Here is a 24026-nt window from a genome sequence, read left to right as displayed (position 1 = left end):
ATATAAACTTTTGCGAATAGTACTATATGCAGGTGAATTACATATATATGTATAGTACAATACAAATAGAAGTTATAGATAATATAGGAATTATAAAACTTAACAGACCAGATAAGTTAAATGCAATCAACTTCCAAATGGTTGATGAATTAGTTGATGTCTTGAACAAGTTAGATAATGATGACAAGATTAAAGTCGTAATAATAACTGGGAATGGAAAAGCGTTTTCGGCAGGGGCAGACGTTAAAGAGATGCTAGAAACGCCCCTTGAGGAAATAATGAAAAAGGGTCATATGCCTTTATGGGAAAAGTTGAGAACGTTTAAAAAACCAGTTATAGCTGCGTTAAACGGTATCACAGCCGGAGGAGGGCTAGAATTAGCAATGGCATGTGATATTATAATTGCCTCAGAATCCGCAAAACTGGGTCAACCAGAAATAAATTTAGGTATTATGCCAGGAGCAGGAGGTACTCAGAGATTAACTAGAGTATTAGGAAAGTATAAGGCAATGGAACTAGTGCTTACTGGGAAATTAATAGACTCTAAAGAAGCTGAAAGATATGGACTAGTAAATAAGGTAGTACCAGATAACTCACTAATTGATGAGGCAATTAGACTAGCGAGGGAAATAGCTGAAAAGCCAATAATATCTATAATTTTAGCTAAAGAGGCAGTTGCTAGAGCCTGGGATACTTTACTACAGCAAGGATTAGACTTCGAAAGAAGGAATTTCTATTTGGCTTTAAATACAAAAGAGGCTAAAGAAGGTATGAGAGCGTTTTTAGAGAAGAGAAAACCTAGGTGGGAGAATGATAAAAGTAGATAATAAAGATGGGTACGTAGTAGTTACAATAAGTAGAGCTGATAAATTAAACGCGTTGAACTTGGAAATGAGAAATGAACTGATATCAAAACTTAAAGAAATTAACGCTAATCCGAAAATTAGAACTGTAATACTGACTGGTGAAGGAAGGGCATTCTGCGTAGGGGCTGACGTAAATGAGTTCGCCCCAGATTTTACGATAGACTTACGGGAGACGTTTTATCCAATAATTAGGGAGATACGTTTTTCAGATAAAATTTACATAGCTGCAATAAATGGTGTTACAGCTGGAGCTTGTATAGGGATAAGCTTATCTACAGATTTCAAATTCGCTAAGCGTGAAGTCAAATTCGTTACTGCATTTCAAAGACTTGGATTAGCTTCAGACACTGGAGTAGCGTACTTCCTTTTGAAGCTGACTAGAGATCAAAGAGCCTATGAGATTGCTGTCCTAGGAGGGGAATTTACTGCAGAGGATGCCGAGAGATGGGGATTGTTGAAGATATCGGAAAATCCACTTTACGACGCTGAGGAAATGGCTAATAAAATCCTAAATGGTCCATTCCAGTCTTATATTGCTGGAAAGAGAATGGCTAATTTAGTATTGTATAATGATCTAGAAAGGTTTTTAGAGTACGAATCCGCCATACAAGGTTATTTAGGAAAAACTGAGGACTTTAAGGAAGGTATATCATCATTCAAAGAGAAAAGAGAGCCTAAATTTAAGGGAGTTTAAATAATGAAAGAGAGTCCTTTTCTTAAATTTCTTAACATAGAATTGGAGGAGATAAGGGAAGGTTACGCTAGGGTTTCTGGAGTTGTGGCTAAAGATTTCTTAAACTTACATAACACCGCCCATGGTTCTTTTATTTTCGCCATCGCTGATGCAGCTTTCGAATACATTAGTAACTTCTCTCGTGATTCAGTAGCCTTACATATGGATATCGATTTTAGAAGGCCGGTAAAAGAAGGAGAGAAAGTAATAGCAGAAGCATTTGAGGAAAGCAGCGGAAAAACTACTTCCCTTTATAGGATAATTGTAAAAAATGAAGATGGAAAGCTCGTGGCTTACGTTACTGCTTTAGTATACCATCTGGATAATTAGAGGAGAACCTAATTTCTATTCTTATCTTATAGTTTACTTAATCTTCATTTTTTTTAAGTGTCTGGAAAAGCTTATATATTTGAATCAATAACATATATATGGTGGATACATGGATATAAATTATAATGATGATCCAATATATCCTGAGGATAATGTCTATCCACCCGCATGGGAGTTTGATAACGAGAAAGCTATGAGACTTTATAGGAGGGCCAAAAAGGAGCAATGGGATGAGGAAGATTTAGACTGGAAAAAATACGAGGAAATAATATCTGGCCTTGATAGAAAACAGAGATTAGCGTTGGCCTATTGGTGGGCTCTGTTATCTAACTTCGATAACGCGACACCGGTTTTCGCTTACGCATTAGTAAAAGCTAGTGAAAAAAGATTACCAGTAACCATAAAAGCCCTCCTAACGACGATAACATTTGATGAGAATAGACATAATGTGCTGTGTGGATTTGCAATAGATAAGGCAATGAAAGGATTTCCCTTTAATTTTAAACCACAAGATGATTTGGAAAGGAAGGCTAAGCTAAACGTTGAGTGGGTTTGGTGGAACGGTTCTAGGTATTGGAAAGGTTATATTGAAGCTTATAATAAATACACTCTGGATATTCTATTTACATCTTTTATGATGGGTGAAGCTGCGGCTACAACAGTATTTAGTGGAATGAAGGATAAGACTAAAATACCCACATTTAAGGACGCGTTTAGAAATTTAACTGTAGATGAGACTAGACATTATGCTTTTACACACTTAATATTAACTGATAACTTAAATAAAATGAATGAAGAGAAGAAGATGTTTGTAACTAAACAGATAAGAGCTGGTTTTGTCTTCCTATCTTTAATAACCTATAAACCCCCTAAGGAGTTCTGGAAATTGCCTCCATGGTACAAAGAGGTACACGAGAAAATGGAGGAGCTAGCAATTGACGCTGGTTTAGGATTGCCAACGATTGAGGAAAGAGAGAGGATTTGGAGAGAAGCTGTTGCCAGAGTGGCTAGTAATGTTAAGAGATTTAACGTTAAGGTTCCCTCAATGCCGGAGATTGGGATAAATGGGGATGAAGATATAGAACTAAAGGAAGATGATTTAGTAGCTTCAATATTCTGAATTCACAAACCTTTTTATTAGGTCTTTAATTTTTATATATTAATGGAGAAGAATCTAAGGAGAAGAATTCAGAAAATTAAAGGTGGCAGTTACATAATAACATTACCTCCAGAATGGGTTAGGAGAAATAACTTAGATGCTAAAAGTGAGGTTTTTGTTATAGAAAAGAATGGAGAGCTATTAATAAAACCTATAAGGGATTATATTACTAGAAAGATAATTGACCTTGATCTTATTGATCTAGAAACTACCAAATACTTGATAACGGTATACTATATGCAAGGGATTTCAGAAATAGAGATAAAATCGAAGTCCGTAATATCAGCACCTATAAAGGATGAGCTAAAAAATTTGCAATTATATTTACCAGGTTTAACAATTGAGAGTGAAAGCTTTAACTATATTACGTTCAAAGTTCAAGATGATGTTAATACTAACGTGGTCGAAAGAATGAAAACTTTCTCTAGTAAATTACTAGTACTACTAAAGGATCTGGAAAAGATAATTGAAAATCCTAGTAAGGAGATGGCTATAGATTTGAAAAACCGTGCTGAAGAGTTAAACAAATTATACAATTCAGTAATAAGGGAAATAGCACTAGTCTCACAGAAAGAGGAGGAATTTGTAGTAAAAGGCTTGCCAACTAGAGATCTAATACTCTATGCAATAGCAATGCGTGACATGGGAAGAATGCTATCTCATATAAAAACCGCATCCCTAGCCATAACAGAATGTGGAAACACATCCAACGATAAAGAACTGAATTCCATAATTAAAATCATTGTAAATATGTTTGAGAAATCTCGAGAAGTATTTTTCGACGAAAATATAGATCACGTAAGGAGTATAAGGGAAAGTATGAAAGAAATAAACAAGATAGTGTATGGAAGCAAGATAGAATGCAGAGAACTGGCAAGGGAATTGGCTAGAATAGCAAGTTACTGTGTAGCCTTAATGGATGATGGAGTACATAAAAGTGTTAAGATATAGTCCAGATATTTCTCCATTAGAAGATAGGCTAAATTTTAATTTGTAAAATTTTGCCATTACTATTTTAAAAAAGTCTACATATGATCGATGTATATTTCCATAAATTTTTTAAACGTAAAGTGATAAGCATTTTCGGGATTATAAATGTCTAGCCTCAAGGGTTTAGCGCTTTTATCAATAATGTTAATAGGCATAATTCTACCATCACTATTTTTATTGCAAACTTCAGCACAAACATCACTAACAATATCTCCGCCAAACTCATCTATACTTATTGACGTTTCCCAAACAGCACCTCCTGATGCACTTGACCCAGCTACTGGATTTTACGTTCAAGATGGACCGTTATATCAAGCAATATTTCAAGAACTAGTGGAATTTAACGGTTCGAATTATTTACAAGTTGTTCCAGTTATAGCCCAGAACTGGTCAACCACAAACTATGAGAACTGGACATTCTTCATAAGACATGGAGTATACTTCCCAGATGGAGTACAAGTAAACGCTAGTACTGTTTGGTTCTCGTTCTATAGGACCATACTAATGGGACAAGGCCCTGGTGTAGCTAACTATATTGAACTACTATTCAATTCAACTCAATATGGACAGACTGGATATGCCTTACCGTGGGGTGTAGCAGCAGCAATACAAAACGTTACTGGATTACCGACTACTAAGAACGCAACACTAGCTGCGAATGTACTTGCATCAATACTATCTCATTTCAACGCTGCGAATACTACAATACAGAAAATCATGGAATACCCATACCAAGCGGTAGTAGTTAAGGGTCCTTATGAGGTCGAGATAAATACACTTGAACCCTATAGGTACTTCCTATTAGATATAGCTAGCTGGTGGGGAGCAATAGTTAATCCAGTCTTTATTGATGAACATGGTGGAGTTCAGCCAAATACTCCTAACTCATATATTAATGACAATGGTATGGAAGGAACTGGTCCTTATGTGATTAAGAGTGTGGGACCTAGTTTATCTGAGATCGTATTAGTGAAGAATCCACATTATTGGGCTGCCAATTTATCTAACATACCACTTGTAGCTCAACCGGGACATATACCAGTTATTGACATAAAATACGGATTAAGCCACAATAATAGAGTTGAGGATTTTGCTACGAATCAAGCACAAATTTCATACGTTAGCTTACCATTCTTACAGCAAATGTACTCTGCATATCAGTATAATAAATATGTAAGTTTTAACCAAATATTTGCAAATTTAGGTTATGAGGCAGCAGTATTCTACATTGCAATGAATACGCAAATCTTCCCTACTAACATTACTGCATTTAGGCAAGCAATAGTTCACGCTATAAACTATACCGCAGAATTAGATATATTCAAATTCCAAAATCAAACGCTAGCAATAGAGTATTTAGGTCCAATATCTCCGGTATTCCCACTCTATAACGAAGTTATGCAATTAGATAAGTTACACCCCTACACCTACAACCTATCCTTAGCCTTACACTACTTGAATGAAGCTGGATATGAAGGGCACTTCTATGTTGTATTGCCTAACGGAACTACGATAGGTGATACTAATGGTAAGCAATTAGGCACATTAACTATATACGCTTTAGCACCTGTGAATGAGTTAGAGCAAGAACAACTAACAATAATTCAAGAAAGCTTACAAAAGATAGGGATTTCAACATCAATACAGTATGTCCTACCTTCCGTAACCGACAACTGGATAACACCAAGTGGCACACCTGCTCTGATAGATTTAGGCTGGTTCCCTGATTGGCCAGATCCGATTTTCCAAGAATTAATGGCACAAACTGATGTATTATACGGTGGAATATCTGGAGATTTAGCGTGGGTTAATATTTCAACATTACAGCAAATATACGAGAATTTACCCTTCTTAACAAATCAAACACAACAAACTTTAGAGGTGGCTAAAGTATATCAGATATTGTATCAACAAGCACCATACGCTTGGTTACCAAACCCTGTAGTATATTACTTTGTCCAGCCCTATGTGAAAGGATTTGTATATAACCCATTCATAGGCTATTACTATAACCTAATGTATTATCAACCATACACTATAACTATATCAACTTCAACCAGCACGACCTCCTCTACAACAACTACTACGCTTCAAACTACGACAACAAGTATTGTATTTGGTGGTGCTACGAATATTACTACGTCAGTAACCAGTATGACGACAACTACTTCATCTTCCTCATCTACACTAATTTATGCAGTAATAGGAATAGTCATCGTGATAATTATAATAGTAGTAGCAGTAGTCCTCTTAAGAGGAAGAGGTAGAGGAGGTCCAGGGTTCTAAAGTCATCTTTATTTTTCTTTTTCTTTCCTCGTTTACTTTGTGAGAATAAATATATTAGTACCCTCAAACTTTATTTAAATGGACATGGTATGTCCATAAATATAGTTTTCTTTATCATAAGAAGAATCATTAATGCTTTCATTACCCTAATATTACTAATTATATTGGTTTTTATTATGATACATATAATAGCACCAAATCCCTTAGCCTTAGCAAGGCTATACACTGGGCCACATGCGACCTACACAGAGTTAGAACAGGTAGCCAAACAATATGGACTTGACCAACCCCTTTACATCCAAATAATTAACTACATAATTAATGTACTACATGGAAATTTCGGTATAGATCCAACATATAAGGTACCGGTGATTACGCTGATTGGAAAATATTTACCAAGAACCCTAGAGTTGGTAATACCAGCAACAATACTTTCCGTAGTTATTGGTTTGTTTACTGGCGCCATAGCTGCATCAAACAGAAATAAACCGCTGGATTATCTGGTCCGTGGCGTTTACTTAGTTACTTGGGCATCTCCGCCATTTTTAATTGCTGTTATATTACAGCTAGTTATAGCATACTATCTCAGATTATTACCCCCTACCGGTACTGTCAACCCAGTTCTTACTCCGCCAAAGTCTATAACACCTTTTCCTTTGCTTAACGCGATGTTAGCAGGGGATTGGCCTTATTTTTCTAGTTTAGTCCACCATATGGTCTTGCCTGTTATAGCGATTGCGTTGGTCAGTTTTGGAATAGTGACTAGAATAGCCAGAGCTTCAATGCTGGATTATATGGAATCTGACTTCGCTAAACTTAGTCTCATGAAGGGGCTTAGTAGAAGAAGAGTTGTATATGGTGTGGTTTTAAGAAATGCATCGATACCATTAGTAACATTGATTGCTTTGCTTTTCGGATACTCAGTAGCTGGGGCAGTCGTGATTGAGGATATATTCCAATATCATGGAATGGGGTATTTCATTACTCAAGCAATAGAAAGTCTAGATTACACATCAATTTTGGGGACAACAATAATTGTTGGAATTGCAATAATAATAGCGAATCTTATAGCAGATATACTTTACGGGGTTCTAGATCCAAGGGTGAGGATAGTTGAGTGAAAGTTCCGGAATTAGATTTATGTTAAAGGCGCTAATTAGAGATAAGGCTGGATTATTGGGATTAATTATAGTAAGCCTTTTCCTAATATGGTCTCTCATACAAGGAATATTAGAGATATTGTCAAGTTATCTTAGAAAACAATATTTAGGTTATATACTCCTTCCACATAATCCCTTCCAATATAATTTACAGTTGGCTTTTCATCCTCCTTCATCTACTTTCCTTTTAGGTACTAATGCAGAAGGGGAAGATATTCTTTCAAGAATTTTATACGCATTACCTAGAGATGCATTCGTAGCAATAGTGGTAGTGTTTTCAGCTATAATCATAGGAGGAATATTAGGAATACTTGCGGGTTATCTAGGCGGTATTGTAGATGAAATCCTAATGAGAGTTACTGACGCCTTTCTATCCTTGCCCGCATTAATATTAGTTATCGCAATAACTGTACCATTAAAGGCTACCTTCTTCGCCACTATACTAGGCTTAGCGGTAGTGTGGTGGCCAACCTATGCTAGATTCTATAGGGCACAAACGTTAAGGATAAAGAACATGGACTACATCTCTGCCGCAAAATTAAGTAACGTATCTAGAATATCACTGTTCTACAGATATATTTTTCTAAACGCCATAGACCCTGTATTAGCCTATGCAGCATTGGATTTTGGTAACGTAATACTAACTTATTCGACCTTAGCGTTTCTAGGAATAGGAATAACGCCTCCAATCCCAGAATTAGGAGAAATGGCAGCAAATGGTGTTACTGGTTTACCGCAATACTGGTGGTGGGCCTTATTTCCAGGGTTGACTATTCTAATTATTGTCGTAGGTTTTGTACTATTAGGTGACAGATTACAAGATGTAGTAGCTGGAAGAATAGTCTATTAGGTGAATAATATGGTAGTGCTTCAGATTAGAAATTTGAACGTTTACTATAATACACTAATTAGCTGGGTTAAAGTATTAAGTGATGTAAACCTAGATGTAGAAAAAGGGGAAATAGTAGGAGTTGTTGGAGAAAGCGGTTCTGGAAAATCTACATTAGGCCACGCAATATCCAGAATTTTACCTCCGAATGCGAGAATTCAAGGCGATATCATAGTAGATGGAGTTAATTTAGCTAAGTTAAAAGATAGCGAACTGCAGAAATATAGAGGAACATGGGTTTTCATGATATTTCAAAATCCATTAAATAGCTTAAATCCAGTAAAGAAGGTAGGCTCTCAGCTCTTAGAAGCTGTTAAAATAAGATATCAAAGAGAAGGAAAGAAGGCTGAAGAAGAAAGTTTAATGAGAGATGTTATTGAAGTTCTAAAAGATTTAAGACTTCCAGATCCTTATTCCATTATTGATCGTTACCCTCACCAACTTTCAGGTGGACAAGTTCAAAGAATAGTTATTTCTATGGCTTTATTATTAAAGCCCAAATTGCTCATAGCGGATGAACCAACATCTGCATTGGACGTTACAATACAAGCGCAAGTGGTTAATCTGTTTAAACAATTAAATAAGGAAATAAATACAAGCATTCTTTTTATAACCCATGATATTTCCTTAGCTTACGTAGTATCAGATAGAATAGTAGTAATGTACGCAGGAAGAATTATGGAGGACGGAAAAGTTGAAGAAGTTTTAAAATCACCAATGCATCCATACACCCAAGGGTTAGTAGCGAGTATACCATCTGGGGATAAAAATCAAAAGTTAACTGCTATTCCAGGTAATCCACCATCGTTTTTTGCATTACCTACTGGATGTAAGTTTAGTAATAGATGTAGTAAAGTTTTCGATATTTGTAGAAAGAAAGAGCCAAGCATTATTGAGAAAAATGGAAGAAAAATAAGGTGTTGGTTATATGAGTGATAGTATACTTTACAAGGCAATTAATATAAATAAATACTACCTTGCAAAGAAGAGGGGAATACTGGAATCATTAGCGAGAGAGCCCCCAATTTATGTTAGAGCATTAGATAACGTATCCGTGGAGATAAGGAAAGGCGAAGTTTTAGGTGTTGTGGGTGAAAGTGGTTCTGGTAAAACCACATTAGGCAAGGTACTAGCTACATTGGAAAAGCCTACTGGTGGAAATTTAATCTTTATGGGAATGGAGGTAAATGATCGCAATATAAATCATGTTAGAAAACATATACATATGGTTTTCCAAAATCCTATGACATCCATAAATCCAAGAATGAAAGTCAAGGATATTGTTAGAGAAGCCATGAAGGAGAAAAGGGAAGAAAGAGTCAAGAAGTTATTAGAGGAAGTTGGTCTTGATTATAATTACGTAAAAGATAAGTATCCTAGAGAATTGTCTGGAGGGCAAACGCAGAGAGTTGCAATAGCAAGAGCGCTTGCAAAAGAGCCGGATTTTTTAATTTTAGATGAACCGACTTCAGCTTTAGATGCATCAGTACAAGCACAAATTCTTAATCTACTTGTAGACCTACAAAAGGAAAGAAAACTTACATACCTCTTCATTACCCACAACATCGCGGTAGCTAGATACATATCTGATAGAGTCATAATTATGTATGCGGGAAAAATTGTTGAAGAAGGAAATACAAAAGAAGTTATTTCGGAACCAATGCATCCATATACTCAATCACTGCTTAGCTCAGTACCAGAATTGGGAAAGAAGGAGCTTAAGCCACCAAGCGGGGAAGTGCCCAGCTTAATAAATCCGCCTAGCGGATGCAGATTCAATCCCAGATGTCCTTTTGCTATGTCAGTATGTAAGGAAAAGGAACCACCATTGGTGGAAATAAATGGGAGAAAAGTCGCTTGTTGGTTGTACGAAACCAACTGGAAGAAGGCTTCTCGTTGAAGGGACTATTATACTTACCATTTTTTCCTTATTCTTGGAGATAACTAGCGTAATTAATTATCTTATTTTCGTTGGCATATGGTATGCTATATTACTTTTTATAATTGCGTGGTTCAAGAGTTATACTTACTGCATCTCTGAGAGTGGGATAATAATAAAATCATTATTAGGTAAAAAAGTAGTTAAAGCGGAAAATTTTAAGGATACTTTTATCTCACAAGGGCCTATAGCAAAAAAATTAAAGTGTGGCTCAATTTACATTATTTTAAAAAACGGTAAAATTACAGTCTTATACGATATAAAAAACCCAGAAACATTTCTTGAAAAAATTCAGAGTTCCCGCCCTTAAGTCATCATATTATCAGTGCCTAGCCATAACATCATTTAAGATAATTTGGTTACGACATCCTTTATCTCATCGTAGTTTGGTTCCTTTGTCGGATCTTCAGAAACCCATTTATATCTTACTATGCCATTTTTATCAATTACAAATACTGATCTCTTAGCTAGTACATATCCCTTTAAGATTGGTAACTCTCCAGCTACCCCATAAGCCTTTACAGCTTCCCTATTAAAGTCACTAACAATAGTGAAATTTATTTTATTCTGCTCTTTAAACGCTTTATTACTGAATGGTGGATCTACACTGATTCCTATAACTACTGCATTAACTTCGTTAAATTTTGCCATGGAGTCCCTAAAAGTGCACATCTCTTTAGTACAAACTGAAGTGAACGCAGCAGGGTAAAACGCTAGAACAACTACCTTACCTTTGAAATCAGATGGTATTTTAACTTTTTTCAAATCTGTATCTACTAACTCTATTTCTGGAGCTTTTTCCCCTATTTCTACCATACAAAAGATTTTGCAAAGAGAGGTAAAAAGCTTAACACTAAAGGACTTTTAAAAAATTTAAGTAGATAAACCAGGGACTGGTATCGAAAGTTCTATCTCCTTAGAATCCCTTAACATCTTTACATTAATCTGTGAACCAACCATCTCTTCTAATACAGCTAGCAAATCTATAGGAGATTTAACTTCTTGATTATTAACCTTTAGTATGATATCACCTCTCCTTATTCCATACTTGTAAGCGCTTCCATTTGGATCTATGTTCGTAACAAGCAAGCCATTTTGTTTCCTCACTCCCAAGTATGTCGCTAAAGCTTTGTTTAACTTTATTACACCAATTCCCACATACGGTCTTATGTATCTACCAAACTTCATGACGTTTTTTACGAAACTATCAACAAGTTTAGAAGGGATTGCAAAACCTATATTCTGAGCTTCTCTTATCATCGCAGTAACAGTACCCACAACCTCACCTCTGGTATTTATAAGAGGCCCTCCACTATTACCGGGGTTAACAGCTGCATCTGTCTGGACCACATAAATGGGAAGACCATTAGGTGTCATTATGGCCCTTTCCTCACTGCTAATTATACCCATACTTACACTATATAGACCTAGAGGATTTCCTACTGCTAAAACTACCTCTCCGGTTTTGCACTCTTTAGCTAGTTTCAGACTAGGCAATTCTATGGTACTTCTTAACATTGCTAAATCATGAAAGGGATTTATTGCAATTACTTGCGCTTCTTCTCTAAATCCATCTTCAGATATTACCAGTATCTCTTCAGCATTTGATATAACATGATAAGATGTTATTAGGATATTTTTCCCTATAGAGTAACCAGATCCTATGCCTTCAGCAACTTGTGGCATAAAAAACTGGTCTAAAGCTATCTGCTTCGTTATTATAGTGACTACTGATGGAGTTACCCTTTCTACTAAATCCTCGTACATGGTACATATTAAGTCTGCCTAATTATTTATATTCTTTCACCTTAAGGTGAAATTGAAAAAAGATCATTAAAAACATCTAAATTAAGAAGAACTTATCGTAGACTTTCCTGATTACTCTTGTAGATTCTGAAATACCACTAAGTGGAACGAAAATAAACTCAAAAATCCTTTTAAGGTATTTAAACGACATTAACTACATGAATAAGGCAATATTAGGCATCGTCATAGTGGTATTAGTACTAGCTGGTGGGGTATATTATGGTTTCTATTACTTAACTACTGGAGTTGTAAATGTGTATATTCAGGACCCTCCAACTAGTCAAGGAGTTAAAATATACTTAACTATATCTTCCATAATGATACATAAAGTTAATGCTAGCAATGACTCTTGGATAACGATTTCCAATAAGACAATTACTATACTACTAACTTCCAATATGACATTTCTAGCTTCTTCTAGAATACCTTCTGGGCAATACAACGAGGTATTTCTTGAGATATCTTTCGCACAAGTTCAACTTGGAAACGTTAATATTTCAGCAAAAATACCTAGCGGAGTATTCAAAATACATATAATAAATGGTATGGATCTAAAAGGGGGTTCTTCACAATCCCTACTAATAAGTTTTCCTCACATAACTTACGCCAATGGGCAAATAATAATAAGTCCTTCAATAACTGCTGAGGTCATTAGTTAAATTACAATATTATGTTGTGGATAAGTTAATATGCTTTTGATACGTAATTATATTTAATGATGGATCTAGACTCTAAAGGTAAAGGAATACCTTTTATCTTTTACGCTGCTTACTATCCACCGCTCTATTCTAAACTTAAAGCCATATCTTTGAGAGAACTAGTAGAAGGTATTAGGAAAGCGGATAAGTATACGTTATTTTACCACGTTTTCCACCCAATTTTTAGCTCCCATTTAATACCTGAAGAATATTCTAATGATTTTGCTCATTGGATAGCTGAAAGTCTAGGAGATAAAGAGTTAGCAGAATTGGTATCGGACATACCTGGTGCTGAACCTAGAACCATAGAAGATATTAGAAATGATCTGATAGAAATCTTAGAACCTAGAATAAATGAGAGAAGAGGAATAAGAGAGTTTGTGTTTGTCTCATGTACACCAATAGTATACAAGACAAATTATGTTGCGAACACACTCGCAGAGTTCTTAGATTTAATACAGATAATACCCGATAGGGCATTGGTGTGGCATTTCGTAAGCAAAAGAATACTCGGAATTTCAAAGAGAAATGATTTTTCAGAATGGTTAGAATCTAATTTTGGACTCTCAGAATTAGCTGAGAACTTAAGCAAAATTGATCCACAAACCTATGTTTATGAGGAAGTACTTAGGAGGGACATAATTAGAATACTAGAAAGGTGGTTGTTAAGATGATTGAGAAATACGTGGAATTTATAGGAGAGCATGAGCTTGACGCTATCTTTAAGATAGCGGAGAAAATTAAGGATTTATCAATACTTCATGTAAACTCTACTAAGGCTGGAGGTGGAGTAGCTGAGATATTAAATAGAATGCTACCATTAATGAAAGAGTTAGGTCTTAATGTTGATTGGAAGGTTATAAAAGGAGATAATGAGTTCTTTAACGTAACCAAATCCTTTCACAATTCATTACAAAATGGAACTGGAAATATACCAGATGAATACTTTAAAATATATGATAAATGGCAAGAGATAAACTTGTCTGAAATTCCGTTAGATTACGATATAATGTTTATACATGATCCCCAACCGGCGGGGCTTATAAAATTCAAAAAAGGTAATAGTAATAAGTGGATTTGGCGATGTCACATTGACATTTCAAATCCATATCCACCAGTGTGGAACTTCTTACGGAAGTATATCTCCAAATATGATAGTATGATAATCTCTGTTCCCTCGTTTGGGAGAGATGATATCGAAATTCCGCAATTCGTAATACCACCATCAATAGATCCATTAAGTATAAAGAATAGGGATATGTCTGAGACTACTATATTGAGAATATTATATAAGTTTGGTATTAATCTTGAAAAGCCATTAATAACTCAAGTGTCCAGATTTGATTACGCTAAAGATCCTTTAGGTGTCATACAGGCTTATAAGTTAGCGAAAAGGCATGTTGACATACAATTATTATATGTAGGAAGCCCAGCCACCGATGATCCAGAAGGTGAGAAGGTTTATAGTGAAGTAGTTAAGGCCTCTGAAGGAGATAAGGATATACATTTACTAATGTTACCGCCTTATAGTGATTTGGAAATAAATGTATTTCAAACAGCATCAACGGTAGTTATGCAGAAGTCTATAAAGGAAGGCTTTGGACTTACTGTTAGTGAGGCCATGTGGAAGAGAAAACCAGTAATAGGTGGAAACACTGGAGGAATTCCCTTACAAGTGATAAATGGAATTACTGGATTCTTAGTTAATAGCCCACAAGGCGCATCGCATTACATAATATACTTAATTAGGAATGAGGAGATAAGGAGGAGACTTGGTACTAATGCCAGAGAACACATAAGGAGAAATTTCCTCATAACTAGAGAACTCAGGGACTACCTAATGACAATAGTCTATGTAGCTAATAGGGGTTTGGCTTCATTGAATTCTCATGAATCTATATCTAATCATTAGCACTTAAGTTTCATCGATTTTACGGGCAACCCTATATAATAAGATTTATTACTGAACACCCGTTCATTCTTCGTCTATGAATAAAAACCAATTAACACTTACTCGTTGGTGCTGAAAAATCACCTACTTATTTTTAGTACCACTTTATTTATGGGTAAGTGTCCGCATTCGATGCATATACTATACAATCCACGTATTATTAGGTTTACAAATTTCACAGTTTAACTTATCGTGGTTGAGGGAGCGAAAGTCCTCCTTCCGTCAGATAGGAGATGGATAACCCCGGAAAAGTTTATTATCAAAAAGGTGATAAAATGAATCCGACCTTGGCTGGAAGTGCTGGGTTCGTGGGACTCCCCTTAATGCCTATGTAGAGCAAACCCTCCATAACCCCTCTTCCATACGGGGCATTGCAGAATGGTTTGATGGAACCTCCGCTATGGGGATCGAGATTGTTCTAAGAAGCGGAGAATCATGAGGTGAGGATGCCCCGTCATGAGGGTGGGGTAGTTCATCGAAGACAGCTGACAACTGCATAATTCAGAACGCCTTATTTTACTCTAATGATTAAACGTTTCCTCGAGTGTATCGTAATATTATATGAAAGGTCTTAGAAACCTTATAAACCTCTATTCTTACTTTATATAGTGCCAAGATCTGCCGACATTAGACTAACGCCAATTAGTGAAAGTCTCAGAGAAAGAGCAGAGGTCATTATGAGGATGTATGGAATAGAGGATGAGAAAGACTTCTACACCAATGCTCTCATGACTATGATGAACATGATGGAAAAGGATGACTCCTTATTGGGAATCGATCTCTGCTTTCTTATACCCTATATTCTAATTCATGAGAATTTCTCGTTTATACATTCTTCATATATAGAGGATAAAGTTGATGTGTATTCTGGTGATGAAATTATAGGATATCTATTTAAGAAGTACTTCAACTTCATGAATCCAATACATCTAAAACATCTTCTGGAGTATTTAATTCCATCTCCATATACCCCCTTGGTAGTTACGAATAGAAATACTTTAATTTATAAAATCAGTTTAAATAATATAAATAAAAAATTAAGAGATTATGTCCAGAATTTTTTGGAAAATATTGTTACGGTATTAGGCATAGGAAAGATAAATAGTTCTAAAGATAATATAGAGATAATCGCACCATATCAATCTCTTATAGATTTTGGAAACCGAAACCATCATTTAGTAAGAGTTGAAAGTAGCGTAATTAGTAAGAGAAACCAAATAATAACCAAGTTCACTCATAACAATCTCAAAAATAATGATAAATATGATAAACTCATAAACGATTGGTCTATGTATCAACTGCTTACAATATATGATACTCTATTCAAAAATAATTTACCCCTATATAATATTTTAGATAGATTAAATGATATCTACACCTTATTCCTGGAACTTAGAAAAACAGGCCATATTTTATACCCTTATATAAGAGGAATTGAATACATTAATTATAGACTGATAGATAAGGAAATAATTAATAAGAACCTTGACATCTTTACCCTTCTTATTGATCCTAGAATTAAGCTGATAAAGATAAATAATCAAGAATTTATTATTTCTGGTTTAACTGATTTCGATGAAAACCTCTCTAGTTTTATAAGACATGTTTTAGATGAACCAGAAATAGAAAAAAATAATCGTTTTTACTTTAAAATAAGAATGACTAAGAGAATATTCTCATAACTGATATGCAAAACCCATAATTACTCTATATATCATATTTAAACACATGACTTTACAATCTCGACCTTGGAGAATTAGAAGTGATATTTGGGAGAAATTGGATGAGATTTGTATAAAGCTAGACAATAAGAAATCATACAATTGCACAGACAAAATAATACAGAGCGCATCTGAACTCATAATGGAAGATATTGATATAACTAATCCTAGTACGAGAAATGCAGTACTTGGAATTAAATACCTTATAGCATCTAATCTATTCTATAATCTTATCTCAAGTATCCACGATGAAAAAATTTACAAGGAAATAGCTAATTCGTTGCTATCAATAATAACTAATGAGGCGCAAGATACAGGCTTACTACTTTTAGAGAGTTTTGAAAGCAATTGTAAAGAGAGATCAATTTTAGAGAATGTCCTTAGAGGACTAGCGTATATTCTAGGGGATAACATAAAACTAGTTGCAGACGGAAAAACAAAATTTGAGATGATCAATGTCTCAACTAACCCAAATATAATTAAATTCCTTCGCATAATAACGGAAACTCTTAAGGAAAACTTTCAAATAATCGAATTAGATGAAAGTTGCGATAATGATAGAATTTGCGTAAAATTGGACTTCTGCTAATCGCCCATCTGATCTTTGACTTTACTTAACACACTATCTTCACATTCATCAGCGTAATATACGTAAATCTTGTCACTATCTATCTTTATAATAGTCGCACCAGGGTCTAAACCAATTCCGCTTAAATTAATACTTCCACATTCACGCTTATATCTACTTAATATATCACCAATGCTCTCTTCTTTTCGTATAATCTCAGTTAAAGGTTGTTTTAATAAATTAGATATTTGCTCTAAGCTATACTCACCTTCTCTCAATCCTAAATGTCTTAGGAGGTAGTTCAACTCTATCATCATTTCGTCTATGATCTGATTGGAAATTCGCCTGCAAGTTGGGGAAGTTAAATTTAGAATATTCCTCACATTATCAACACTAAATGGTTTTTTAACCTTATACCTCTTTACCAAGTGTGTAGCAAGGACATAATACGTCGCGCCCTCTAATAACTCGACATTCTGTATTAATTTACCATCCTTGATCTCTAAATTGTTAACAACTATCTCCATAATCTTTTCCTCACTAACCAGTTTCTCTAAGTCCATTCCATCCAGAACATGAAGAACAACTAGAGGGTAACAATTTTCTATACAAAAACCAAGCCTTCTAAATTCAGCCCTTCCTACAAACTGAGGTAAATTAGCCTGGTTTTCCGATTTCATTATCTTCATCTCCCTTAAGAAATATTCAGATAATTTAATACTATACATATTCTTAAACATATGACTAATTAATTGTATAGAATCGTTCCTTTTACTTACTTTTGCGTAAATATAATTTTCAACTTGTTGGGTGAGAAGTGAATCAGTTATCGCTATATCTAACGCTGTTAAAACTAATGTGGAAAAGGAAGAACTAGAGTGTGATACATCTAAAATTATTAAACTAGGTAAGAAAGTCTTTATAGCATAATAAATTTTCAAATAAGAGAAGAATAGGGAAGTACCCAAACTTACTGAATCCTCAAAGGGTATCACCTCAACTGCGATATTATCATTACCGAACTTTAGAGCCTCCAAAATATTACTGACTAGCTCATTATAGTTACTGAATTTAACGTTAAGATTCTTTCTTATTTCGGTCGGGACTAGAGTTAAAATTTTAACCTCATGCCTTTCTTCTTCAAGGAACTTCTTTTCGGCTAAAAAAGAATACTTGGAGCTAATTCCTACTGGTGAATTTGACCAATTTGTAACTTCTATCGGTCTGATCTCATTTTCTTCTTCCGATACCTCAGTTAAGGGGGCAATTATTAGTATTTTCATGTATATCTATAACTAACAAAACTATTAAATTCTTCCTAAAATAGACGGTAAAAATGAACGATAATAAGATTTTATCTGCCCCTCTAAGTTCAACATTCTTACATTATTTACAGCTAACTAATCTTTAATACTATTAAGAAAAATTTATTTAGAACTTTATTACTGCACTCTAACAACTTAGAATAGGTACAAATACTTCCTTTTTACTATATTATAGTTGTGATTAGAAGATTACTGGAAGTGTTTTTCAAATTGGCCCCTAGAGTACTAGCGTATAGAGAGTTTAGAAATAAAATCCTAAAGGAAATTCCAATCGATGAAAAAGAGATGGCAGAAGAGGCTAAGAAATTTGTTGACACGCTAATTGAACTAGGTCCCACATTCATCAAGTTCGGACAAATTCTTTCAGTTAGACCTGACATTATGCCGGAAACGTATATTAAAGAATTAGCCAGATTACAAGATGAAGTCCCACCTGCTCCATTTAGCCAAGTAAGTAAAATTATCGATGAGGAACTCGGCAATAGTGTAAAAATTTTAAAAGAACTGTCTTCAGCGTCTTTAGGTCAAGTCTATCTAGGAGAATATAATGGAAAGATCGTTGCTATTAAGGTAAATAGACCTGGAATAAAGGAAACTGTAAATGAAGATATTCAAGTAGTAAAGAAATTGTTGCCACTCCTTAGATTTGTATTTGATGAATCATTCATCGAAATAATAAAAGTATTCCTAGAAGAATTTTCCAGAAGAATATTTGAAGAAATGGATTATACTAAGGAAGCCTTTTATTTAAATAAGATCAAAGAGGAATTGTCAGATTATCCGTCCTTAAGAATACCTTCAATAATAAAGGCTACTAAAAGAGTTTTAGTGATGGAGTATATTAAAGGGTATAAAGTTACAAGCGAAGAGGCAAAAAAGATAGTTGATAACAGAATATTGGCATATAGAGTATTTAGATTGTTCATGTATATGTTGCTTAATAAGGACTATTTTCATGCAGATCCTCACCCTGGTAATATAGCGGTTGACGAGCAAGGGAATTTGGTACTCTACGACTTTGGAATGTCTGGAAAAATAGATGAAAAGACTAGAAATCTATTGATTAGGGCATATGTGGCAATGATTAGAATGGATGCAGATTCACTAGTAAGGGTACTAGACGAGTTAGGGGCAATACAGCCTTTCGCGGATAGGAGGGTATTAGCGAAGGGATTGAGGCTTTTCATGCAAGCAATGCAAGGAATAGAAGTTAGTGAATTAGAGCTGGAAGATTTTATGAAACTGGCTGATCAAGTATTCTTTAAGTTTCCACTTAGAATGCCATCTAAACTTGTTCTGCCTTTTAGAATGGTTAACGTTTTAGATGGGACATGTAGAGAAATAGATAAAGATTTTGACTTTGTCAAATCATCTATAACTTTTTTAGAAGAAGAAGGGTATACAACGAAAGTTGTTATAGAACAAGTAAGAGAACTAGTTAATGGAATTTGGAATAGATTTAGGAGCTTTCTATTATCATATTCACAACAGCAAGAGCTGATAAACATACAAAGCAGTAGGAAAGGTAGTGCAATAACTAATTATATTCCTCAAATGATATTGGTTATAACCATAATATTTTATGCTATAACAAAAGATATTATCATTACCCTCCTTATGGTTATTCTAGCATTCTCAATATCACTAAGTGGAAGAAAAAATACATAACTTAAAAAAAATTATTCTATTCTGATTGAGACTGAACCCTCCACTGGTATCCTTATAGTCAATACACCATTTTCATATTTCGCTGTAACTTGAGAATCCCTCTTAACCTTTACCGGTAAACGAATTACCTTATGTATCTTAAGAGGTCTCTGAGTAGCGTATTTAGTACCAATATACTGTATTTCCCTTTCAGCGTTAATTATCAGTTCGTTCTGTGCAGATAACCTTACACTTATCTTATCTTTATTAAAACCCGCTAGATCTGCTACCACTACTAACTCTCCCCCTTCTTCATACATATCTATGGGCGGAATAACTGATTCATAAAATTCTCTAGACAGTTCATCTAATTTTTTACCTATTTCTCTCATTATCACATTCATCATAACTTATCACCTTCTTATCCTCCATAGAGCTCTGAGCAATCTGTATATTAGATACCATCTTAGAATTCTTCTCATAATATATGTTAGTGGGATTGTGATATAAATATTACTTACATTAATGCTTAGTTGGTCTATTGGATATTTTTAGCATAAACTACTATTATCTTGCATTTCAATTATTATCAGGATCACAATCAGATTTACAATGGCTCTAAAATGCCCCAAAATTCAACGACTCCAAAAAAGCATTACATTAAGTAACTCTATTAAACTCAGTTAGCATGGCTCGGGTTCATCACAGATCAAGCCGAGCCCTTCTCAGCATCAGAGTAAAATTATCGTGAGTATTACAAAAGCTGTAGCTATCGCAACTAATGTGGAACCAATAATATATAAATCGTTTCTAACTCGTGGAAAGAGATTAAAGTAAGCCAAGCCAACATAGGTAACCCCAAAGATCGCCATAACTAAGGCTATAACCAAGAAGGAAATCTTAACAAATATTATTGGTGAAATCATTCAACACCACATTCTTTATTCTCAAGCGGAATATATATATCTTATGATAATGGAAATGATTGACTAATATTATGATTTTAATATATAGTACTACTGAAGAAAGTTCAGTTGGAAAAATGCTTAAAAGGTTTTGTATAAAGACAAAAAATATGGAGTGGAAAGTAATTATTATAACAATCCTTTTAATTATATCTCTTATTCCATTAACCCCAGTATCTCATAGTAATACTAAACCACTACCATTATCCACGTTAAATTCTAATGACCCAGGGATAACTTTCTACGACGAGCAGCTATTCATGGCGTTAAATGCATATCCAGTTAGTACAAATTTAGTAATTTATGTAAAAGTAATTGCACAAACTAGTGATTCTGGTTACGGTCCAGCGTATTTGTTAAATGCAATAACCAATAATGACTGGTGGTATCAAGTTGGTGTAGCCTATAATTGGCCTTATACAAATGGTTCATTTGACCCAGGATTTCATATGATCTACATGGTCTGGAATAGTAGCGGGGATCCGGTAATAGGACCAGTTCTGCTAAACTTCAATGGAATTGTGAATAGCGGGGATGAGATGATGCTAGAAATCGAAATATCAAATGGCAATATAATACTTTCCGCTTATGATAATAGCACTGGTGCCAAAGCAATTGCAATTGTTAACGCTAACGGTGCATCCAGTATCGTTACGGATCTTAACTTTTTACATGGTTTCATAACTGGATTAATGACAGAATGGTATCATCTTAAGGCATATTTTGGAGGAGAACTGGGAGTTATATATAGATTACAATATTTAACAACTAGCTTCACTTTAGGTATTAATGAAATATATTTAACCTCCCCTCCACAAGGTATAGCGACTGACGAGATTGCATATTCGGTTTCAAATAACTACACCTTCTATAATTTGTCCTATATAGGAGCATTTACAGCCTCAAATGGATATTACTTTATAACTGGTAATTTATATCCAATATTCTTAAATTATAAGGTAATTGGAGGAAGCTTTAATATACCTATAAACGTTTCATATTTTTCCGACGGTCTTAAAGAGATCGCAAGATTGCCTTCCTTGATTTTCGTGAATGCTAATTCTAATATAAGTTTACCATCTATTGTCTTAAACGGGTTAAGCAGGATTGTTAGCTTAAATTCTACTCCAATTTTAGCAAACAGGAGTGGAAACATAACAGTATATTATCAACTTCAGTATTTCATTAATATAAACATTCCAGTAAACGCAAGTATCAATGGAATTTATACAACTCTGAGTAGTGGATGGTATAACGCCTCTATAAAAGTGGTAATTAGCCCGTTTACATATTATCCCAATGATTCAAGAATAATGGTATTTTCATACCCAACTAATGAATTTACATTAATTACCCCCACTAACCTCACAATAACTTATATTTTACAATACTACGTGCACGTTAACTCATTAATTCCACTTTTCGGATCAATAAATGGGACAAACGCATCAATTTCCTCTGGGTGGTACAATAAGAACACGGTTATACAAATTTATAATATAACGTTTTATCAAAGCAATGAAACTAGAGCGGTAATTACTAAGATCTTACCCGCAAATAAAATCCTCGTAAATATGTCTTATACAATAACTGCAAATGAGTTAATACAATATTATATTATTGTAAAATCACAGATACCCATTTATGCACTTATTAATGGAACTAATAGTACATTAACCAGTAATTGGTATAATATAGGTACGAATATTAATATAGAAAACATAACATATTATGGACAAAATAACGAATATAGGTATGTAATATCTAATATTTTACCTTCCAGAAACATTACGGTTGAAAATCCAATCACAATATCAATCATAACGGTAAAGCAATACCCTCTGATTGTCTATTCCAAGATACCAGTTTACGCACTAGTCAATGGTACTAACGAGACGTTACAAAAATACTCTTGGTTCAACGCTGGAAGTAGAATACAGATAGAGAACATCACATACTATATAAATAGTACTGCAAGATTTCTCATGGAAAAAGTTTTACCATATTCAAACTTTACATTACTCCAACCAATTAATATAACTATAATTACACTACCTCAATATTTCTTAAACGTTAGTAGTAACTACCCAGTCTATGTACTCTTCAACGGTAAAAACACCACCTTAAGTAACGGATGGTATAATAATGATACTGAAATTGAATTATATACAATTTGGTATATTAATCAAACTGAAAGACAAAACTTAGTCAATATCAGTCTAAATGGAAAGCCAACTTCCAATAATGTTATAATAGTTAATGGGCCAGTCTCGTTAAAACTGCACTATGTCCTACAATACTATATAAACTTAATTTCCAACATACCAATAAAAGCCTTAATCAATTCAACCTTAGTTACTTTTAGTCCAGGATGGTATAATGCGGTAACTCCTATTTCGTTCATAAACATGACGTATTATATCTCCAACAATACAAGATATATAATATTATCCATATTACCATTTAACTTTACAGTAAATAGAAGCTTAACTGTGAAAGTAACGACGTTAAAGGAGTATCTGGTTACTGTGAATGAGCCAATACTGATTACAATAGCAAATAGGACCCTAAATACTAGTGAAATTTGGGTACCAGCTGGGCAAACTTTATTAATACCTAAATACGTAAATATAAGCAATAATGAAAGAATATTCTATAATACTTCTTCGTATTTAATAAATATAACCCAACCAACTAGTATTAATGTTAAACCAATAATAGAATATTTAGTAACAATAGATGGAAATTCAGAATGGTTACCAAGAGGAAGCGTAATAACGTTAACCCAATCCGTGCCCATATATGAACAAGGCAAGTGGGAGGGCTCCTATAACGTTAGTAATGGTGTAGCAATAACCGTAAATCAACCAATAACTGAAACTTTCGTAAAGAACATAAATGGGAGTTTTGTAGGGAGTGTCATAATACTAATAGCAATTATAATCATAGCAATATTGTTCTTAACGATAAGAAGGTCCAGACCAAAGTTTTAA

Annotated in this window: 23 protein-coding genes; 18 read left to right on the top strand and 5 right to left on the bottom strand. The window is 34.4% G+C overall.

Going from position 1 to position 24026, the window contains the following annotated elements; all coding sequences use genetic code 11:
* The first annotated feature begins 26 nt into the window (after window positions 1-26).
* From SSOP1_RS13135 to SSOP1_RS13085, 11 genes are all read left to right on the top strand, one after another.
* A complete protein-coding gene (locus tag SSOP1_RS13135) occupies window positions 27-827 on the top strand; it encodes an enoyl-CoA hydratase/isomerase family protein (RefSeq protein WP_009989350.1) in 801 nt (266 codons plus the stop codon).
* A complete protein-coding gene (locus tag SSOP1_RS13130) occupies window positions 811-1560 on the top strand; it encodes an enoyl-CoA hydratase-related protein (protein WP_009989349.1) in 750 nt (249 codons plus the stop codon). The genes SSOP1_RS13135 and SSOP1_RS13130 overlap by 17 nt, the downstream gene beginning before the upstream one ends.
* The gene (locus SSOP1_RS17205) at window positions 1561-1929 is read left to right on the top strand and encodes a hotdog fold thioesterase (protein WP_029552511.1); all 369 of its coding nucleotides are present in this window, start codon (window positions 1561-1563) and stop codon (window positions 1927-1929) included.
* Between the two features lie 109 nt (window positions 1930-2038).
* Complete coding sequence (locus SSOP1_RS13120) at window positions 2039-3049, top strand: hypothetical protein (protein WP_009989345.1); 1011 nt, start codon at window positions 2039-2041, stop codon at window positions 3047-3049.
* Window positions 3050-3091: 42 nt separating this feature from the next.
* Window positions 3092-4039: an AbrB/MazE/SpoVT family DNA-binding domain-containing protein gene (locus SSOP1_RS13115; RefSeq protein WP_009989344.1), complete on the top strand. Its 948-nt coding sequence runs from the start codon at window positions 3092-3094 to the stop codon at window positions 4037-4039.
* Between the two features lie 144 nt (window positions 4040-4183).
* Window positions 4184-6364: an ABC transporter substrate-binding protein gene (locus SSOP1_RS13110; RefSeq protein WP_009989343.1), complete on the top strand. Its 2181-nt coding sequence runs from the start codon at window positions 4184-4186 to the stop codon at window positions 6362-6364.
* A gap of 89 nt (window positions 6365-6453) precedes the next feature.
* Complete coding sequence (locus SSOP1_RS13105; RefSeq protein ID WP_009989342.1) at window positions 6454-7485, top strand: ABC transporter permease; 1032 nt, start codon at window positions 6454-6456, stop codon at window positions 7483-7485.
* Window positions 7478-8374, top strand: a complete 897-nt coding sequence (locus tag SSOP1_RS13100; RefSeq protein WP_009989341.1) for an ABC transporter permease — start codon at window positions 7478-7480, stop codon at window positions 8372-8374. The genes SSOP1_RS13105 and SSOP1_RS13100 overlap by 8 nt, the downstream gene beginning before the upstream one ends.
* 9 nt (window positions 8375-8383) lie before the next feature.
* Window positions 8384-9349 (top strand): ABC transporter ATP-binding protein, encoded by a 966-nt coding sequence (locus tag SSOP1_RS13095; protein WP_009989339.1) that lies wholly within the window; start codon window positions 8384-8386, stop codon window positions 9347-9349.
* Window positions 9342-10313 carry an ABC transporter ATP-binding protein gene (locus tag SSOP1_RS13090; protein ID WP_009989337.1) on the top strand — a complete coding sequence of 324 codons (972 nt, stop codon included), beginning with the start codon at window positions 9342-9344 and terminating at the stop codon, window positions 10311-10313. The genes SSOP1_RS13095 and SSOP1_RS13090 overlap by 8 nt, the downstream gene beginning before the upstream one ends.
* Window positions 10255-10662, top strand: a complete 408-nt coding sequence (locus tag SSOP1_RS13085) for a PH domain-containing protein (protein ID WP_009989335.1) — start codon at window positions 10255-10257, stop codon at window positions 10660-10662. The genes SSOP1_RS13090 and SSOP1_RS13085 overlap by 59 nt, the downstream gene beginning before the upstream one ends.
* 35 nt (window positions 10663-10697) lie before the next feature.
* Here SSOP1_RS13085 and SSOP1_RS13080 read toward each other — a convergent pair whose 3' ends face one another.
* A complete protein-coding gene (locus tag SSOP1_RS13080; protein WP_009989334.1) occupies window positions 10698-11168 on the bottom strand; it encodes a peroxiredoxin in 471 nt (156 codons plus the stop codon).
* A gap of 57 nt (window positions 11169-11225) precedes the next feature.
* Window positions 11226-12119, bottom strand: coding sequence for a S1C family serine protease (locus SSOP1_RS13075; RefSeq protein WP_009989333.1), 894 nt, complete (start codon window positions 12117-12119; stop codon window positions 11226-11228).
* A 197-nt stretch (window positions 12120-12316) separates the two neighbouring features.
* Between SSOP1_RS13075 and SSOP1_RS13070 the strand changes: the two genes are divergently transcribed.
* From SSOP1_RS13070 to SSOP1_RS13050, 5 genes are all read left to right on the top strand, one after another.
* Entirely contained in the window at window positions 12317-12817 is a 501-nt protein-coding gene (locus SSOP1_RS13070) for a DUF4382 domain-containing protein (protein WP_009989331.1), read from the top strand.
* 56 nt (window positions 12818-12873) lie between these two features.
* Window positions 12874-13530 (top strand): DUF5752 family protein, encoded by a 657-nt coding sequence (locus SSOP1_RS13065; RefSeq protein ID WP_009989329.1) that lies wholly within the window; start codon window positions 12874-12876, stop codon window positions 13528-13530.
* Window positions 13527-14768: a glycosyltransferase gene (locus tag SSOP1_RS13060; protein WP_009989328.1), complete on the top strand. Its 1242-nt coding sequence runs from the start codon at window positions 13527-13529 to the stop codon at window positions 14766-14768. The genes SSOP1_RS13065 and SSOP1_RS13060 overlap by 4 nt, the downstream gene beginning before the upstream one ends.
* A 647-nt stretch (window positions 14769-15415) precedes the next feature.
* Window positions 15416-16489 carry a hypothetical protein gene (locus SSOP1_RS13055; protein WP_009989327.1) on the top strand — a complete coding sequence of 358 codons (1074 nt, stop codon included), beginning with the start codon at window positions 15416-15418 and terminating at the stop codon, window positions 16487-16489.
* Window positions 16490-16535: 46 nt separating this feature from the next.
* The gene (locus tag SSOP1_RS13050) at window positions 16536-17117 is read left to right on the top strand and encodes a hypothetical protein (RefSeq protein WP_009989326.1); all 582 of its coding nucleotides are present in this window, start codon (window positions 16536-16538) and stop codon (window positions 17115-17117) included.
* Here SSOP1_RS13050 and SSOP1_RS13045 read toward each other — a convergent pair.
* Complete coding sequence (locus SSOP1_RS13045; protein ID WP_009989325.1) at window positions 17114-18379, bottom strand: hypothetical protein; 1266 nt, start codon at window positions 18377-18379, stop codon at window positions 17114-17116. The two genes, SSOP1_RS13050 and SSOP1_RS13045, sit on opposite strands and share 4 nt — an antisense overlap.
* Window positions 18380-18598: 219 nt before the next feature.
* On the opposite strand from SSOP1_RS13045, the gene SSOP1_RS13040 reads away from it, so the two are divergent.
* Entirely contained in the window at window positions 18599-20089 is a 1491-nt protein-coding gene (locus SSOP1_RS13040; protein WP_009989321.1) for an ABC1 kinase family protein, read from the top strand.
* 11 nt (window positions 20090-20100) lie between these two features.
* Here SSOP1_RS13040 and hsp14 read toward each other — a convergent pair whose 3' ends face one another.
* Window positions 20101-20475 carry an archaeal heat shock protein Hsp14 gene (hsp14, locus tag SSOP1_RS13035; protein ID WP_009989320.1) on the bottom strand — a complete coding sequence of 125 codons (375 nt, stop codon included), beginning with the start codon at window positions 20473-20475 and terminating at the stop codon, window positions 20101-20103.
* 324 nt (window positions 20476-20799) lie between these two features.
* Entirely contained in the window at window positions 20800-20994 is a 195-nt protein-coding gene (locus SSOP1_RS13030; protein ID WP_009989318.1) for a hypothetical protein, read from the bottom strand.
* Between the two features lie 71 nt (window positions 20995-21065).
* Between SSOP1_RS13030 and SSOP1_RS13025 the strand changes: the two genes are divergently transcribed.
* Window positions 21066-24026 (top strand): hypothetical protein, encoded by a 2961-nt coding sequence (locus tag SSOP1_RS13025; RefSeq protein WP_009989317.1) that lies wholly within the window; start codon window positions 21066-21068, stop codon window positions 24024-24026.

Origin of the sequence: Saccharolobus solfataricus (assembly GCF_900079115.1) — an archaeon.
In the GTDB taxonomy this organism is placed as follows: domain Archaea; phylum Thermoproteota; class Thermoprotei_A; order Sulfolobales; family Sulfolobaceae; genus Saccharolobus; species Saccharolobus solfataricus.
Note: the sequence above shows the minus strand (reverse complement) of the source record. Positions and strands in the feature narration are given on the sequence as shown.

Excerpts from the sequence above, each read along its gene's own strand:
- SSOP1_RS13135 (WP_009989350.1), top strand. The coding sequence starts at position 27 with ATGCAGGTGAATTACATATATATGTATAGTACAATACAAATAGAAGTT.
- SSOP1_RS13130 (WP_009989349.1), top strand. The coding sequence starts at position 811 with ATGATAAAAGTAGATAATAAAGATGGGTACGTAGTAGTTACAATAAGT.
- SSOP1_RS13120 (WP_009989345.1), top strand. The coding sequence starts at position 2,039 with ATGGATATAAATTATAATGATGATCCAATATATCCTGAGGATAATGTC.
- SSOP1_RS13115 (WP_009989344.1), top strand. The coding sequence starts at position 3,092 with ATGGAGAAGAATCTAAGGAGAAGAATTCAGAAAATTAAAGGTGGCAGT.
- SSOP1_RS13110 (WP_009989343.1), top strand. The coding sequence starts at position 4,184 with ATGTCTAGCCTCAAGGGTTTAGCGCTTTTATCAATAATGTTAATAGGC.
- SSOP1_RS13105 (WP_009989342.1), top strand. The coding sequence starts at position 6,454 with ATGTCCATAAATATAGTTTTCTTTATCATAAGAAGAATCATTAATGCT.
- SSOP1_RS13095 (WP_009989339.1), top strand. The coding sequence starts at position 8,384 with ATGGTAGTGCTTCAGATTAGAAATTTGAACGTTTACTATAATACACTA.
- SSOP1_RS13090 (WP_009989337.1), top strand. The coding sequence starts at position 9,342 with ATGAGTGATAGTATACTTTACAAGGCAATTAATATAAATAAATACTAC.
- SSOP1_RS13085 (WP_009989335.1), top strand. The coding sequence starts at position 10,255 with ATGGGAGAAAAGTCGCTTGTTGGTTGTACGAAACCAACTGGAAGAAGG.
- SSOP1_RS13080 (WP_009989334.1), bottom strand. The coding sequence starts at position 11,168 with ATGGTAGAAATAGGGGAAAAAGCTCCAGAAATAGAGTTAGTAGATACA.
- SSOP1_RS13075 (WP_009989333.1), bottom strand. The coding sequence starts at position 12,119 with ATGTACGAGGATTTAGTAGAAAGGGTAACTCCATCAGTAGTCACTATA.
- SSOP1_RS13070 (WP_009989331.1), top strand. The coding sequence starts at position 12,317 with ATGAATAAGGCAATATTAGGCATCGTCATAGTGGTATTAGTACTAGCT.
- SSOP1_RS13065 (WP_009989329.1), top strand. The coding sequence starts at position 12,874 with ATGATGGATCTAGACTCTAAAGGTAAAGGAATACCTTTTATCTTTTAC.
- SSOP1_RS13060 (WP_009989328.1), top strand. The coding sequence starts at position 13,527 with ATGATTGAGAAATACGTGGAATTTATAGGAGAGCATGAGCTTGACGCT.
- SSOP1_RS13050 (WP_009989326.1), top strand. The coding sequence starts at position 16,536 with ATGACTTTACAATCTCGACCTTGGAGAATTAGAAGTGATATTTGGGAG.
- SSOP1_RS13045 (WP_009989325.1), bottom strand. The coding sequence starts at position 18,379 with ATGAAAATACTAATAATTGCCCCCTTAACTGAGGTATCGGAAGAAGAA.
- hsp14 (WP_009989320.1), bottom strand. The coding sequence starts at position 20,475 with ATGATGAATGTGATAATGAGAGAAATAGGTAAAAAATTAGATGAACTG.
- SSOP1_RS13030 (WP_009989318.1), bottom strand. The coding sequence starts at position 20,994 with ATGATTTCACCAATAATATTTGTTAAGATTTCCTTCTTGGTTATAGCC.
- SSOP1_RS13025 (WP_009989317.1), top strand. The coding sequence starts at position 21,066 with ATGATTTTAATATATAGTACTACTGAAGAAAGTTCAGTTGGAAAAATG.